Annotated in this window: 16 protein-coding genes; 12 read left to right on the forward strand and 4 right to left on the reverse strand. The window is 49.9% G+C overall.

What is annotated here, in order from left to right; translation table 11 throughout:
- Positions 1–142 precede the first annotated feature (142 nt).
- Complete coding sequence (gene hemN, locus ACOQOZ_RS06275) at positions 143–1,537, forward strand: oxygen-independent coproporphyrinogen III oxidase (protein ID WP_420591420.1); 1,395 nt, start codon at positions 143–145, stop codon at positions 1,535–1,537.
- Positions 1,491–2,033 carry a TlpA family protein disulfide reductase gene (locus tag ACOQOZ_RS06280; RefSeq protein ID WP_420591421.1) on the forward strand — a complete coding sequence of 181 codons (543 nt, stop codon included), beginning with the start codon at positions 1,491–1,493 and terminating at the stop codon, positions 2,031–2,033. Before hemN ends, ACOQOZ_RS06280 begins: the two co-directional genes overlap by 47 nt.
- 39 nt (positions 2,034–2,072) lie before the next feature.
- Here the strand turns inward: ACOQOZ_RS06280 and ACOQOZ_RS06285 are convergent, their stop codons facing one another.
- A complete protein-coding gene (locus ACOQOZ_RS06285; RefSeq protein ID WP_420591422.1) occupies positions 2,073–2,672 on the reverse strand; it encodes a hypothetical protein in 600 nt (199 codons plus the stop codon).
- Between the two features lie 138 nt (positions 2,673–2,810).
- On the opposite strand from ACOQOZ_RS06285, the gene ACOQOZ_RS06290 reads away from it, so the two are divergent.
- The 3 genes from ACOQOZ_RS06290 to ACOQOZ_RS06300 all read left to right on the forward strand — a co-directional run bounded on the left by ACOQOZ_RS06290 (position 2,811) and on the right by ACOQOZ_RS06300 (position 4,566).
- The gene (locus ACOQOZ_RS06290; protein WP_420591423.1) at positions 2,811–3,584 is read left to right on the forward strand and encodes a GNAT family N-acetyltransferase; all 774 of its coding nucleotides are present in this window, start codon (positions 2,811–2,813) and stop codon (positions 3,582–3,584) included.
- Between the two features lie 107 nt (positions 3,585–3,691).
- Positions 3,692–4,162, forward strand: coding sequence for a DUF4442 domain-containing protein (locus ACOQOZ_RS06295; protein ID WP_420591424.1), 471 nt, complete (start codon positions 3,692–3,694; stop codon positions 4,160–4,162).
- A 65-nt stretch (positions 4,163–4,227) separates the two neighbouring features.
- The gene (locus ACOQOZ_RS06300) at positions 4,228–4,566 is read left to right on the forward strand and encodes a hypothetical protein (protein WP_420591425.1); all 339 of its coding nucleotides are present in this window, start codon (positions 4,228–4,230) and stop codon (positions 4,564–4,566) included.
- A gap of 101 nt (positions 4,567–4,667) precedes the next feature.
- Here the strand turns inward: ACOQOZ_RS06300 and ACOQOZ_RS06305 are convergent, their stop codons facing one another.
- A complete protein-coding gene (locus ACOQOZ_RS06305; protein WP_420591426.1) occupies positions 4,668–5,600 on the reverse strand; it encodes a diguanylate cyclase domain-containing protein in 933 nt (310 codons plus the stop codon).
- A 252-nt stretch (positions 5,601–5,852) separates the two neighbouring features.
- On the opposite strand from ACOQOZ_RS06305, the gene ACOQOZ_RS06310 reads away from it, so the two are divergent.
- The 5 genes from ACOQOZ_RS06310 to ACOQOZ_RS06330 all read left to right on the forward strand — a co-directional run bounded on the left by ACOQOZ_RS06310 (position 5,853) and on the right by ACOQOZ_RS06330 (position 11,428).
- A complete protein-coding gene (locus ACOQOZ_RS06310; protein ID WP_420591427.1) occupies positions 5,853–6,635 on the forward strand; it encodes a glucosaminidase domain-containing protein in 783 nt (260 codons plus the stop codon).
- 6 nt (positions 6,636–6,641) lie between these two features.
- Positions 6,642–7,019, forward strand: coding sequence for a PilZ domain-containing protein (locus ACOQOZ_RS06315; protein WP_420591428.1), 378 nt, complete (start codon positions 6,642–6,644; stop codon positions 7,017–7,019).
- A 204-nt stretch (positions 7,020–7,223) separates the two neighbouring features.
- Positions 7,224–8,408, forward strand: coding sequence for an acetate/propionate family kinase (locus ACOQOZ_RS06320; RefSeq protein ID WP_420591429.1), 1,185 nt, complete (start codon positions 7,224–7,226; stop codon positions 8,406–8,408).
- Positions 8,401–10,530, forward strand: a complete 2,130-nt coding sequence (gene pta / locus ACOQOZ_RS06325; protein ID WP_420591430.1) for a phosphate acetyltransferase — start codon at positions 8,401–8,403, stop codon at positions 10,528–10,530. The genes ACOQOZ_RS06320 and pta overlap by 8 nt, the downstream gene beginning before the upstream one ends.
- Positions 10,531–10,549: 19 nt before the next feature.
- A complete protein-coding gene (locus ACOQOZ_RS06330) occupies positions 10,550–11,428 on the forward strand; it encodes an acyltransferase (protein ID WP_420591431.1) in 879 nt (292 codons plus the stop codon).
- A gap of 42 nt (positions 11,429–11,470) precedes the next feature.
- Here the strand turns inward: ACOQOZ_RS06330 and ACOQOZ_RS06335 are convergent, their stop codons facing one another.
- Positions 11,471–12,733: a diguanylate cyclase gene (locus ACOQOZ_RS06335; protein ID WP_420591432.1), complete on the reverse strand. Its 1,263-nt coding sequence runs from the start codon at positions 12,731–12,733 to the stop codon at positions 11,471–11,473.
- Positions 12,734–12,840: 107 nt separating this feature from the next.
- On the opposite strand from ACOQOZ_RS06335, the gene cysK reads away from it, so the two are divergent.
- Both cysK and ACOQOZ_RS06345 read left to right on the forward strand, forming a co-directional pair.
- The gene (gene cysK / locus ACOQOZ_RS06340) at positions 12,841–13,788 is read left to right on the forward strand and encodes a cysteine synthase A (protein ID WP_420591433.1); all 948 of its coding nucleotides are present in this window, start codon (positions 12,841–12,843) and stop codon (positions 13,786–13,788) included.
- On the forward strand, positions 13,778–14,398 hold the full coding sequence (locus ACOQOZ_RS06345; protein ID WP_420591434.1) for an alpha-ketoglutarate-dependent dioxygenase AlkB family protein: 621 nt from the start codon (positions 13,778–13,780) through the stop codon (positions 14,396–14,398). Before cysK ends, ACOQOZ_RS06345 begins: the two co-directional genes overlap by 11 nt.
- A gap of 24 nt (positions 14,399–14,422) precedes the next feature.
- Here the strand turns inward: ACOQOZ_RS06345 and ACOQOZ_RS06350 are convergent, their stop codons facing one another.
- On the reverse strand, positions 14,423–15,433 hold the full coding sequence (locus ACOQOZ_RS06350) for a hypothetical protein (protein WP_420591435.1): 1,011 nt from the start codon (positions 15,431–15,433) through the stop codon (positions 14,423–14,425).
- Positions 15,434–15,436: the final 3 nt, after the last annotated feature.

Raw genomic sequence — 15,436 nt, forward strand, 5'->3', positions numbered from 1 at the left:
TGACACGCCACCTGAAATCGCGCCTGGAACCTCGCCGCTCTTGACGTAGAACAAGGTCGACAAAAAACAAACATTTAAACTCTTCAGCCATTGATCAAAAGGCCGTCAGAGCCGTCCACTCAGCCCAATAAAAGAATCGACTATGACTGAACATTTAGCATGGGATCCGCTGTTAATTCAGCGTTATAACCGCCCTGGCCCAAGATACACTTCCTACCCAACCGCGGTTGAGTTTTTACCAGTCACAGATGACCACCATGAACGACAAGCGTTTGCTCAGCGAGATAACAACAAACCGTTGTCGCTGTATATTCATATCCCGTTCTGCGCCCACGTTTGTTATTACTGCGGCTGTAATAAAATTGTAACAAAGCGTCGTGAGCAAGCTGCTCCATACCTTGAAATTCTGAAGCAGGAAATTCTTGCTAAAAAATCACTGCTGGGTAGCAACCGTCGGGTTGAACAGCTGCATTTTGGTGGCGGTACGCCAACCTTCTTATCCGACGAACAATTACAGGAGCTGATCCGCTTCCTGCAGCAACATTTCGATTTCAGCCAGGACAGCAGCGCAGACTACTCGATTGAAATTGACCCACGGGAACTGCGCCCGAACACCTTATCCATGTTGCGCCAACTTGGATTTAACCGCATCAGTTTTGGCGTACAGGATCTGGAAGAAAAAGTTCAGGTCGCCGTAAACCGGGTACAACCGGAAAGTATGATCCGCGCAGTGATGAAAGAAGCGAGAGAACTCGGTTACCGTTCGATCAACATGGATCTGATCTATGGCCTCCCCCATCAAACGCTGGAGAGTTTTGATCGCACCCTGGACACAATCATCGAACTGAGCCCGGATCGTTTATCAGTCTTTAACTACGCCCATTTACCAGAGCGTTTTAAACCACAACGCCGCATTAACGGTGATGACCTGCCATCCGCTCAGGAAAAACTCGCCATTCTGGGTCATTGCATCGAGAAATTATCCGGCGCTGATTACCACTACGTCGGTATGGATCACTTCGCTAAGCCGGATGATGAACTGGCTATTGCCCAAGCCAACGGCAAACTGCACCGCAACTTCCAGGGTTATACCACCCACGGCGACTGTGACCTGATTGGCTTTGGTGTCTCATCGATCAGCCAGATTGGTGATTACTACCTGCAGAATCAGGTGACTGTTGATGCTTATGAGCATGCGATTGCCGCGGGCCAGCTGCCAACACTGAAATACCGTCATATTGACCAGGACGATAAAATTCGCCGTGAAGTGATTGCCGAACTGTTATGCCACCTCAACATTCAGTTTGCCGAGCTGGATCAGAAATACGCCATTAACAGCCGCGACTATCTCAGCGCCAGCATTGATGAATTAAAACCGATGCTGGCCGATGAACTTGTGATGGTGGATGATGTCGAAATCCGCATCAGTGACAGAGGACGCTTAGTGGTTCGTAATGCCTGTATGGCATTCGATCATTATCTGAAACAACATGAGCAACCCAACCAAGAAAGACGACGCTTCTCCAAAGCCATCTGACAACACCAGCAAATGGCTCGGCAGGCTGGTTGAATTCAGCCTGCTGATTATCGGTTTTGTTGCACTCAGCAGCTGGCTAAGCAGTCATTTACTCGATGATGGCAGTCAGATTCCGGAACTTTCCTTACCTCAGCTCAGTAGCAACGCAAACGGCGAACTGAACTGGCCATCAAGCGAAGACAAAACACTGGTCTATTTCTTTGCTCCCTGGTGCAGCGTATGCCGCATCAGCATGCCGGGCCTGAATTTATTACCGAATGACAATCTGCGGGTGGTCGCCATTGCTCAGGATTGGGAGGACCGCCCGGAAATTGAAAAATTTATCGCCGATGTTGGCTTCAATGGAGAAGTATTACTTGGCAGCCCGGACACACGAGCGTATTTCCGGGTAAAAGGTTATCCAAGTTATTACGTGCTGGATAAAAACGGGCAAGTGATTCATCAGGATCAGGGCGTTTCGACACCGCCGGGCTTATGGTTAAGAACTCAGCTTTGAGCGATCTCAGCCGCAACGACAACAGTAAAAACGGGCTGGCTACAGCTCGCCTGGCTTACCTTCCCAAAACGCCCAACTGTTACCATCGTATTGCAGAAACACCCTTTTCTCGAAAGGTCGGCGAAACGATTCGCGGGAACGACGCAACGTACGGGCACCATCAAACGCCGAATCTTTGATCCACTCCTGCATATCATCGACATACCACTGGATATAGGCTTCGACGTAATAGTATTCGCCAATCAGATAAGGGCTGGATAATTCCAGAATATTCTTCAGCCGACCATATCCGTAATAAAACCCTTCATCCGTTGTCCGCTCACCATTGGACATCGGATAGTCATAGATCCAACTCACCAGTACCTTGCGTTTACGTTTACCGTTTTCTTCAACCGTTGCCATGCGCGTTTCTTTTTTACGCACCAGTAATTTGTGGTCAGCCAACGCAGATAAAAAGCGTGCATCTTTTCCCTTATCTGCACGGGCAATGGCATACGGCATTGGAAACGGCAACCACTTCAGATCTTTGCTTTTCAGCGCCTGATTAATTAGCTGGCTGGCGTGATTGGTACCAATAAATGGCTGTGCTGAGCAATACAGGCTGTTCAGCAACAAAATTGTAATAATCAGTGGTTTCATCTCTTCCCCCTCTCACTTAGGATAGCTCGCTTAAGACGAATGTCGGGTTTCCGGGTCAGAATTTTTACCGAGCCGTGCAGCCGCTCCCCTGTAACTCTACTGTCACACGTCTGATTTACTGTCACGCAAAATGAATAAATGAGACTGATTATGCAACAAGCCACCGCCAGTCAACAGGCGCAACACAGTGAGTCTCCACTGGTTGCCCGAATCACCACAGATCCGGCTGAAATCCATCAGGCTCTGCAACTGCGTTACCGCGTTTTTGCAGAAGGAATGGGCGCTAATCTGCCAACTGCCGGAGAAGGAATCGATAAAGATTCGTTCGACGATGTATGCCACCACCTGATCGTTAAAGACGTCCATAACGACTGTGTTGTTGGTTACAGTCGCATACTGACCAACGAACTGGCCGAACAAACCGGTGGCTTTTATTCCGCAACAGAATTCGATCTGAGCAATATCATCAAGCCCGGAAAGCGCTATATGGAAATTGGTCGCACCTGTGTCGATCCGGACTACCGCAGTGGTGCCGTAATCGGCTTATTGTGGGGTGGCATTGCTCAGTATATGTCGGCAAATAAAATGGATTACCTGATGGGATGCGCCAGCATCTCACTGGCGGATGGCTACTCTAAAGCCATTGCTGTGATCGACTATCTGCGGGAAAAACACTTCACCAGTGAAGACATGCGCGCTGAGCCGAAAATTCAGATGCCAAGCACCAGCGTAGACCTGGATGGTAAAAGCCTGGTACCACCACTGCTGAAAGCCTACCTGCGCATTGGTGTCAAAGTCTGTGGCGAGCCATTCCTGGATAAGGACTTCAACGTCTGTGACGCATTGATCCTGCTGGGCAAAGACGATATGAACCAGCGCTACCTGCGCCACTTTGTTAAAACTGAAGGCTGACATTCAGCCAAACAGTTAACAGCTAATTACAAATCTGATAAAAAGCGCACCCCGGATTCGGGATGCGCTTTTTTTATTTAATCGATTCAGTAACCGCAGAATTTCGTATGTTTAACAAATTTAAAGACTGGCTGACGTCCGCTTCGGGCATTCGCCGCATTATCAATATATACGGCCCTTACCTGGGTGCCGGCGTCAAAGTCGACTACCTCGATAAAGATTTCCGCGAAGCCCGGGTGAGCATGCGCCTGACCTGGTACAACCGTAATTATGTCGGCACCCATTTTGGCGGCAGCCTGTTTTCTATGGTTGACCCTTTTTACATGTTATTGCTGATGAACAACCTCGGCCGTGACTACATCGTCTGGGACGCCAGCGCCGAAATTGACTTCGTCAGCCCGGGTCGTGGACGCGTATTCGCTCACTTCCTGTTAACAGACGAGATGTTGCAGGAGATTAAGCAAAAAACGGCTTCGGGCGATAAATTTCTGCCGGTTTACGACGTCAACATCGTTGATGAAAAAGACCAACTGGTCGCCAAAGTACGTAAGAAATTATACATACGCCGCAAGGCCTGATTACTCAGCCGTATTGCTAACCCTCTGCTATCCTTAAACAGAGGGTTATCTAACGCGGAGAAGGTATGAGTCACATCACCATCAGCCAGGCCAGCGAACTGATCTGGGATCTGTTGAAAACGCTGGAAGATTGTTATTGGGAAGCCAGCAGCTGCAAGGAAAAAGACCAGGTATTTAATCTGATTCAGATTCTGAACGCAGAATACATGGAGCTGGCAAAGGTCAGCATTCAGGATCATCACTACGAGTACGAAGTGATCACCACCAGCCAGGAAATGTTGCAACAAACGCTGATCGAATTTCAGCAGATCTCCAGCAACATCACACATCGGCATACAACAGCCGTGAGATTACGTAAGTTACTTAACCGTATGGCATCAAATCTGGCAGGAAGTCACGGCTGAACCAGCCTGCAAGAACGATATAGAATTTTTAACAGAGAACCGGGATTTCGTCGGATGCGAGATCCCGTACCAAGGCCAATAAAGTGCTCTGGAAACAGTGCTCAGCCTGGAATCAACATACGAACGGCAGCCAGATCAACGGTTTCACTGAACTGATTGCGACCCGCCGATTTTGCCGTATATAAGGCTTCATCCGCCGCTTCCACCAACAAATGCCAGTCTTCACCCGCTTTAGGTTCACTCCAGGCAAGCCCCTGACTCAACGTCAGATGGGGAGCAGTCAGCGAGCCATGATGCTCAATTTTCAGCTCGGCAATTGCTTGCTGCAGGCGCTGCGCAACCACCTCCAGTCCTTCGAGCTGAATCGACGGCAACACTACGGCGAACTCCTCGCCACCGTAGCGGGCAACCAGGTCACGTGGACGTTGCGCACAGCTTTTCAACGCCGCAGCAACACGCACTAACACATCATCACCAGCCGGATGTCCGTAGTAGTCGTTGTATTGTTTGAAATGATCGATATCGATCATGATCAGCCCCAGATTTCCTTCCTCACGCTGGGCACGCCCCCACTCAGCTGCAAGAAAGCGATCCAGATAACGGCGATTGGCGATATTCGTTAACCCATCGGTGGTCGACAAAGCCTCCAGCCGTGCCACTTCACGCCGACGCCCCAGTTGAGCTTTCACTCTGGCCAGCACTAACACCGGATTGATCGGTTTACGTACATAATCGACAGCCCCGGCAAGCAGAGCTTCAACTTCAAAACTCTCGTTTGCTTCACCCATCAATAACACATCGCAATGGCGGGTTTGGGGGTGACTGCGCCAACGATTCAGCAGCGCAGCGGTATCGTCAACGAAGTCGCGCTGAAGAATCAGTAAATCGGGGGTATGAGACGGTTCATTCAGCCAGTAATCCAGTTGCTCCTGGCGAATGACACTGACAGTGTCGGCTTCTGCGGCCAGCAGATCACCCAGCTGAGCCTGAACGGCCAGGGTCTGATCGGCGATAATTATAATTGGCTGAGACATAGTTGAGCTTCTTGTTGTCAGTTCCTCTGCAACTATCGGCCAGCATACACGAAACTTGCGCACTGTTAATAAAAATACACACAAAGCACATAGACAATCACAATTCGTCGACAAACGTACGTTCAGCTATGTTTTTCACGCCAAGGAAATGTCACACCAATCCAGTATTTATCAGCCATCAGGCGCGAATCCCTATGGTTAATCAGCGAATCCGGTATACTGCCGCCAAACTCACTACTTCAGATCTTAAAAATGCTGAAACCGTCTCTGATTAAAATTACTTTCTTGTCGTTACTTCTGGCTTTATCCGGATGTGATAAAGCGCCGCAGACTGAAACTAAAACCCAAAAAGACTTTAATCCGCAATTACCGGATTTTGCCGCGCTTCAGGATGTTAAAGAGAAAAAGCGTGCGTTCTTTGGTTTTCTGAAACCGTTAATCGCTCAGGCAAATGAAAAAGTGCTGATCGAACGAAACACCATCGAAACATTAAGCAAAAAAGCAGAACTGGATGCGACGGAGCAAGAGACTCTCAACGGGCTGCTGAAAAAGTACCGGGTTAAAGCAACTGACAAGGCGCAGCAGTTTGCCGAGCTGAAACAAAAAGTGAATGTTATTCCACCATCTCTGGTACTGGCACAAGCGGCTAACGAGTCGGCCTGGGGCACGTCCCGCTTTGCTAAGCAGGGTAATAATCTGTTCGGCCAATGGTGCTTCAGCAAAGGCTGTGGCCTGGTTCCGTCATCACGCAACAGTGGCGCATCGCATGAAGTGGCAAAATTTGATAGCCCATACCGTTCTGTGGCCAGCTACATTCGCAACCTCAACAGCCACCCAAGCTACGCGGAACTTCGCCAGTTACGAAATCAGGAGCTGAGCGAAAAAAATTACAGCACGGGCATGACTCTGGCCGCAGGTTTACTAAAATACTCAGAGCGTGGTGAAGAATATGTAAAAGAAATCCGCGCAATGATTCGCCACAACAAGTTGGCTGAATACGATGAACCACAGGTAAAAGAGCAACCTCAGGGATAATTTTTTATGTCTGCTAATGAACGCCGCTTTCGCAAACGCTACGATGCTGCACCTCTGAAGCTGGAAATACGCAAACTGAATTTATTCGGTCGCGCCGGGAAAAGGCATCAGGCAATTGCGCGGGACTTTTCTCTCGGCGGCGTTTCAATTATTTCTCCGATAAAAATGAAGCCGGGAAAAAACCTGCTGATTTCGCTGACCAGTGATGACCACAGTTTGCAGTCGGTACCTGCTACCGTGATTCGTGCGGAACAACAAGATGGCGATTTTATTTACGCGGTAAAGTTCTCCATGGGGAAAATCCCTGAAGCAGCCACTCGCGGTGCTTATACCGTATTACAACGGCTGGAAATTAATTTACGCGAAGCCAGCAACCCGGCGTAATCATTTACGCCGACATTCCATTGCCCTCCTTTTTTCTTCAGCCAAACACTGACCTGCATTAACATTCTCACATTGATTTACCACTAGACTTTAGGCTGTTACATTAAGCCCTGCCTCGGCCTGTATCGCGATAACTGCAACAGCCGGAGTCAGTAGTCTCTGCCATCAGAAAATTCCAGCCAACGTTTTATCTGGGGACCTTAAGTGGATCAGTCCGTACTCGTTATTAATTGCGGTAGTTCGTCAATTAAATTCGCTCTTTATCCTAATGCCAACGCCAGCGAACCTAGCATCAAGGCACTCGCAGAAAGGCTTGGTGAGCCTTCACCGGTCATTTCCATCAAAGGTGACATCACCGAACACATATCCCTGCCCGCAGGCAGTGCTCATAAAGAAGCCCTGTCCGGCTTTTTACAAACCTGCGAAAGCCACCTTGAACACCTCGCGGGTATTGGTCATCGCGTGGTTCACGGCGGTGAAACCTTCAGCGAAAGCACTTTATTAAATGCCGACACCATTTCTCAGCTGCATCAGGTGTCGGATCTGGCGCCACTGCATAACCCGGTAAACCTGCTAGGCATCGAACTGTGTCAGCAATTACGTCCGGAATTACCCAACGTTGCGGTTTTTGATACTGCCTTTCACCAGACAATGGACGAAAGTGCTTACCTGTACGCAGTGCCCTATGACTGGTACGAAAATGCTGGCGTTCGCCGTTATGGTTTTCATGGCACCAGCTATCGCTACGTTAGCGCGGAAGCGGCCCGTTTGTTAAATCGCGCCCCCAATGAGCTGAACATGATCATCGCTCACATGGGTAACGGCTGCAGTGCTTGCGCCGTTGCTAACGGACGCTCAGTCGATACCACCATGGGACTGACACCGCTGGAAGGTATGGTAATGGGTTCGCGCAGTGGCGACATCGACCCCGGTATGATTGATTACATGGTCCATCATCAGGGAAAAACATTGGAGCAGGTGAGCAGTGATCTCAACCGCAACAGTGGTCTGAAAGGCTTATCCGGCCTGAGTAACGATATGCGCACCTTGCTGCAAGCCGAGGCGGATGGTGATAGCAACGCCAAGCGCGCAGTCGATGTATTTTGCTTCCGGGCGGCTCGCCAGCTGGCGGCATTGTCAGCTTCTCTGCCCAGCCTTGATGCGGTGGTTTTCACCGGCGGAATCGGTGAGCACTCTAACCTGGTGCGCCAACGAATTCTGTCTGCCTGGCGCTCAGCCGCATTCAAGCTCGATAACGATTTAAACAATGCCAATGGTGATGCTGCCGGCAGAATTACCGCAGCCGGTTCGCCATTAGCGATGGTGGTTGCCACCGATGAAGAACGAATGATTGCTCAGGATACTTACCAACTGGTGAACCATGATTAATGTTGTAATAGCTCCAACCGGCCTGGAAAGCGGCCTCACCACCATCAGCCTGGGCTTGATCCGTGCTCTGGATGCACGTGGCCTGAAAGTGGGATTTGTTAAACCCGTAGCACCGTCTTATGCCTCCAGCGAGCGCTCGACCCATCTGGTTCGTACCGTTTTGCACCTGCAAACTCCGGATCCGATGCAGCTGAATCTGGTACAGCAACGCATCAGTGACGGCTTGATGGACCGCGTTCTCGAAGACGTCGTTGCCCTGCACGACCAGGTTGCACAGGATTGTGATGTTGTCCTGATCGAAGGCCTGGCTCCGGATCGCTCAGAGCCTTATACCGCCAAATTAAACGCAGAAATTGCCAAAGCGTTAAATGCCGACGTATTGCTGGTCGCCAATGGCCAGGATCGCAGCGCCGCAAAGATCCGCTCCGATCTGAAGCTGCAGTACGGTATTTACGGTGGTAACAAAGCCAACCTGCTTGGTTCCATTATTAATAAAGTGGGCAGCGCCCCTGTGCAATCCGGCATTCCGTCGGTGGAAACAGCCGTTCAGGCAAATATCAACCCATTATGTAGTGAAGAAGAATGCTGGCACCTGGGTACGGATCAGTGCCCTGTAGTGGGGGTTATTCCATGGCAGGCTGAACTACTCAGCCCGCGCATGCTGGATATCGCCCGCACATTAAAAGCAAAAGTTCTGAACGAAGGCGACCTCGATAAACGCCGCGTATTGCGTACAGCATTGTGCGCTCGCACCCTGCCGAATATGGTTGAAACCTTACGTCCGGGAACCCTGGTAGTAACGCCGGGTGACCGCGATGACGTTGTCGTGGCAGCGGCCATGGCCGCTACCAATGGCACGCCATTGGCAGGCTTACTGTTGACCAGTGGCTTAGTCCCAAGCCAGGGCATCATCGACTTATGTCAGAACGCGTTAAAAACCGGCGTGCCGGTTTTACAGTCAGAGCTGGATACCTTCAGCACGGCTGAGCAGTTATCGCGCATGGACACTCACGTCCCTATCGACGACGTCGACCGGGTTCAGCGCATCATGGAATCAGTCACCAGCCATCTCAACAGCGACTTATTACTCGAGCGTTTGGGCGCCCCCCACCCGAGTCGTTTGTCACCCGCGGCATTCCGTTACCAGATCGTTGCCAAAGCTTGCTCGGATAAACAACGCATTGTGTTACCGGAAGGCGATGAGCCGAGAACAGTGCAGGCGGCAGCCATCTGCCAGCAACGTGGCATTGCCGATTGTGTGTTACTGGCCGAACGCGAAAAAGTTGAGCAGGTTGCTCAGGCACACGAAATTGAGTTACCGGAAGATCTGCAAATCATCGATCCATCCGATGTTCGCGAGCACTACGTCCCTCACATGGTGGAACTGAGAAAGCACAAGCAACTGACAGAACCAATGGCACTGGCCCAACTCGAGGATACAGTTGTGTTGGGCACCATGATGCTGGCCCAGGACGATGTCGACGGCCTGGTCAGTGGTGCCGTTCACACCACAGCCAACACCATTCGCCCGGCACTGCAGCTGATTAAAACAGCGCCCGGTGCCAAGCTGGTGTCCTCGGTATTCTTTATGGGCTTACCCGATCAGGTACTGGTTTATGGAGATTGTGCGGTAAACCCGGATCCGAATGCTGACGAACTGGCCGACATTGCTATTCAGAGTGCAGCATCAGCCACCGCGATGGGAATTTCACCCAAGGTTGCCATGGTGAGTTACTCCACCGGCAAGTCCGGCAGCGGCGCCGATGTTGAAAAAGTTCGCCAGGCAACTGAGCTGGTGCACCAGGCACAACCTCAGCTGACCGTTGATGGCCCGTTGCAATACGACGCGGCGACAACCATGTCAGTAGCAAGATCGAAAGCGCCGGACAGTGCTGTAGCCGGTCAGGCCACTGTGTTAATCTTCCCCGACCTGAATACTGGCAACACAACCTACAAGGCCGTACAGCGTAGTGCCAATGTTATTAGCATTGGGCCTATGTTGCAGGGGTTGGCAAAGCCGGTAAATGATTTATCACGTGGGGCATTGGTGGAAGATATTGTCTATACCATCGCTCTTACTGCAATTCAGGCACAACAGAGAAAAACACAAACAGAACAATAAACGAAGGACGATCAGCGTTATGCCACCGCTTGTAACCGGCATCATTGCCAGTACGTTATTGCTAATCAATATTTTATTTTGGGTGACTTTGCTCATGACGTTATTGTTATTGAGCAAAATCATTCCGGTTCCCGCCATCCGCAAAGTCATCAGTCGTATGATGACGGGTGTGGCTATTTGCTGGGTTTATTGCAACAGCGGCTGGATGCGCCTGACACAAAAAATGGATTGGGATATCAGGCTCCCGGAAGGACTGGACAAGCACGGCTGGTATTTTGTGGTCAGCAATCACCAATCATGGGTGGATATCCTGCTATTGCAACACACGCTGAAAGGGCGTGCGCCGTTCCTCAAGTTTTTCCTGAAACAAGAGCTTATTAAAGTACCGATTATGGGAGCTGCCTGGTGGGCACTGGATTTCCCATTTATGAAACGCTACAGCAAGGCTTATCTGGAAAAACATCCGGAAATGCGCGGTAAAGATCTGGAAACCACACGCCAGGCTTGTGAGAAATTTAAGGAAATTCCTACATCCGTAGTGAACTACCTTGAAGGCACCCGCTTCACTCCAAACAAGCATGAGAAGCAACAATCTCCTTTTAAGCATTTACTGAAACCGAAAAGCGGTGGAATGGCATTTGCCATGAGTGCGATGGGCGATCAGTTTAAATCCATTATCGACGTTACCATCCATTATCCGGATGGTATTCCGACATTCTGGGATTTTCTGCAGGGTAAAATGAAGCGCTGTACGGTCATTGTGGAAGAAAAACCTATTCCTGAAGAACTGCGTCAGGGCGACTATGAAAACGACGATGCTTTCCGTCAGAATTTTCAGCAATGGGTGCAGCAACTTTGGGAAGACAAAGACCAAAGCCTGGCTGAGTTAGCCAGTTAAGAGACGGTTAATTAACGAATAAAAGCGGCTATCGAGCCGCTTTTATTCGTTATGCAGCACGATATTCCGACCGGCGCTCTTCGCCTGATACAGGCGCTGATCGGCAAGGCGAATCAAATCTTCTGACTGATCACCATGTTGCGGTGTCTGACAGGCGATACCCGCACTGATAGTTACAACACCAATTTCACTTGTGCGGTGCTCTATCGCCAGATCTTCAATCGCCTGACGCACATTATTCGCCAGCTCTAACGCACCCTGCTCGGCCATCTGCGGCAACAGAATGACAAACTCTTCACCACCATAACGGGCACACAAATCGGTTGAGCGCCTACAGCCATCGGAAATGCTGGCGGCAATCCGGCGCAAACATTCATCGCCCATCTGATGTCCGTAGGTGTCGTTGTACTCTTTAAAGGCATCAACATCGACCATCACCAATGCCAACGATTCATTATTCCTCTGGCAGCGACGCCACTCGGAATCAAACACCTGCTCGAAGTGCCGCCGGTTTGCGATTTGCGTCAGGCTGTCGGTAGTCGATAACAGCTGTAACTTACGGGTTAAGATCTGCAGGCGGTCGGCTTCTAGGGCCAGAATCCGATTTTTCATATAATCACTGCGGAAGGCTGCCTCCATGACGTACGCCAGATACCCTCCCATCGCCACCAGAACCAACCAGAAAGCCAGAAAATAAGGCTGCAGTGACATAATGATGCGCCCAACTTCGGAGGTGTCCGTTGATAAATCGATCTGACTGGCGATCACGGTATATACCAGCATCATAAATACTGAAGTGACCAAAAAGCTGCGGTAACTCAAACGCATGGAAACCATGGCAAACACCTGGATTGGCACCAACCCCAGGTGATAGGCGTAACGGGGCAAGCCCTCGAGCAGATAAATAAAATAAATCACCGAAGTGCCGACCACTGCAATCCCCACAGCGGTCAACGGAACGATATAGCCTCCCAGCGGAGATCGTGGAATCCAGATAACGCCCAGAAACAGAATTGCAGTGATGGAACAACGAATCATCAGCAGCTCGTGTGCACGCTCACCACCGATGTAAAAGTCCGACCAGGCAAATGCCAGATAAACCAGCAGACCTGCGGCAATAATTTTGATATCAACATCAAGAAAACGGCGATTACGATGGCGCAGATATTGTTTTTCAATATCCGACGAGAAGCGTAATGAGCGAGCGCTGGCCTTGAGAACCTGATTCAGCAGGTTGATCTGTTCTTCAACAGCCCGTAAGGTAGCACTCTTATTTTTTTCTGACCGGTGACTGGTTTTCAGCACAGGTTCTCCCTTACCAAATGCGTTGTCAGATCATATACGCAGGCTGACAACAAAGGATGACATAGATTAAGTCTAGATGACATCTGCGACAAAGTACTGAGGAATTTATGAAGGTTTACGAGGATATCAGCCAATCCATCGGCAACACGCCATTAGTGCGCATCAGCAAACTGACCAGCCACCCAAAAGTTTACGCAAAACTGGAAAACCGTAATCCGGCACAGTCAGTGAAGTGCCGCATTGGTGCCAATATGATCTGGCAAGCGGAGCAAGACGGAAAGCTGAAAGCAGGCATGGAAATCATTGAGCCTACGAGCGGTAACACAGGGATTGCGCTGGCATTTGTGGGCGCAGCACGAGGCTACAAAGTAACTCTGACCATGCCAGAAACCATGAGCCTGGAACGCCGTAAAGTGATGCAGGCACTGGGCGCTAACCTGGTACTGACCGAAGGTGCCAAAGGTATGCGTGGTGCAGTAGAGAAAGCAGAAGAACTGCTGGCCGAAGCACCGGAACAACGCATCATGCTGCAACAGTTTGAAAACCCGGCTAACCCGGCAATTCATGAAAAAACAACCGGCCCGGAAATCTGGCAAGACACCGACGGTGAGGTTGATGTCGTGGTTGCTGGTGTGGGTACCGGTGGCACCATCTCTGGTATTTCCCGTTACATCAAACAACACAAAGCCATTACCTCGGTTGCTGTTGAGCCTGCTGATTCACCAATCATCAGCCAGACTCGTGAAGGCCAGGCAATCAAGCCAGCGCCTCATAAAATTCAGGGCATTGGTGCGAACTTTATTCCGAAGAACCTGGATATCGACATCCTTGATCGGGTTGAGACTGTTGGCAACGATGAAGCCATGGAGATGGCACACCGTTTAATGGCCGAAGAAGGCATCCTTGCCGGCATTTCATGTGGTGCCGCATTACTGGGAGCGCTGCGCCTGGCAGAGGAAGATGAGTTTAAAGACAAAACCATCGTCGTTATCCTGCCAGACTCTGGTGAGCGCTACCTGACCTCGCCACTATTTGCTGGTCGCTTTGATTCCTGATCATGCCGATGCGCCTGAGATCAATTTATCTCAGGCGCAAGTCCTGCTGGATGGCGACCTGGCCTATTACCCTTCCGCCTTCTCGGCTGCCGAGGCCAACCGAGTTTACCAACAACTGCGGCAGGAAATTCAGTGGCAACAGGAAGAAATCCATATTTATGGTAAAACACACCTGATTCCGCGACTGCAGTGTTGGATTGGAGATCCACAGTACAACTATCGCTACTCCGGCAAAACCTTCTTTCCTTTTCCTTGGCCATCAACCTGTAAACAGTTATTGAACAGGCTCAATGATGTTTCAGATGTTCAATTCAACAGCGTACTGGCTAACTGGTATCGCTCCGGCATGGATCATATGGGCTGGCACAGCGATGATGAACCGGAGCTGGGCCCGGAAGCCGTGATCGCGTCATTAAGTTTTGGTGATTGCCGCGACTTTGCCCTGAGAAGGGTCGGAGAAACACGCCAACACACTAAAATTCCATTGAACAGTGGCAGCCTGTTATTCATGAAGGCGGGAATGCAGCAGCGCTGGCAACATGCGTTGCCACAACGAAAGAAGCAGAGTTCAGGCAGGATCAATCTGACATTCAGAAAAATAATTCTCTGACTACCGCCGGAACCCTGTCGATTGTTATTCAGAAAATACGGTTTCAATACGGAACATTAATACCGGTGTACTTTCATATTCATTTTCCGAGGTCCAGATAAATTCCGGAGATACCTCGGCAAATACGTAGTCTTTCCAGATCTGGCGACGATAACGAACGCCAGCAGCATACGCATTAAACGTGGCCGTTTTTTCAGTATCCCCCGAAGCACTGGCAACAAAACCCAGTGCCGCCTTTTTACTCAGGCGATGATACAAACCTGCGCCGTAATTCAGGGTGAAATATTCGTTATTCAATAAATAGTCAGCCCGTGCACTTAAACGAAACTGTTTTTCGATGTTAATCGGGTAATTCCCCTGCACCCGGGTCGTTTCTCTCCAGCCTTCTTTAGTAAAATAAGATACCACCTGGGTGATCTTCATTTCCCATTCGGAAAAGTAGCTGTAGCGACGCGCCCGGAAACGCACAAACGGATCCGGCGGCAGACCCCATCGAATCCCGGTATCAATATTGGTTTTCCATTTATCCGATTCATTAATGATAAAACGCAATGCCGCGGTGTAATCCACATTCTCGACACTTTCAATCGGGTCCGCTTCACGGGCATCCGCTTCTTCATCCGATTCCAGCAGCAGTTTCAGTCGCTCATTTGTATTCGGAAATACCATTTTAACGCTGATACCAAATTTATAATCGACCGGCTCCCCAAGCTCACGCCGGGTATAAAATGACAACTTAGCACGACTGCCTTTTACATCGTCCGCGGTAATATCTTCACTAAAAAATGTGTCGACAAAAAAAGTATCAATATCTCCTGAGATACCGTCCAGATAGCGCACCAACCAATCCCGTGAGCGATCCATTACATCTTCAGAAACCGGCGTTTCTTCAACATACGGTTGCTCATCATCCGGGTCGACGGGAATATCAAATTCGACATCTTCTGCGAGATAAACAGGCTCGGTTAAGGCTGCAACATGACAACTCAGCAGCAAACCTATAACAGCAGCGATTCCTTGCCGTACTAACGTCATACT

The sequence above is a fragment of the Bacterioplanoides sp. genome (assembly GCF_965219715.1).
In the GTDB taxonomy this organism is placed as follows: Bacteria; Pseudomonadota; Gammaproteobacteria; order Pseudomonadales; family Oceanobacteraceae; genus Bacterioplanoides.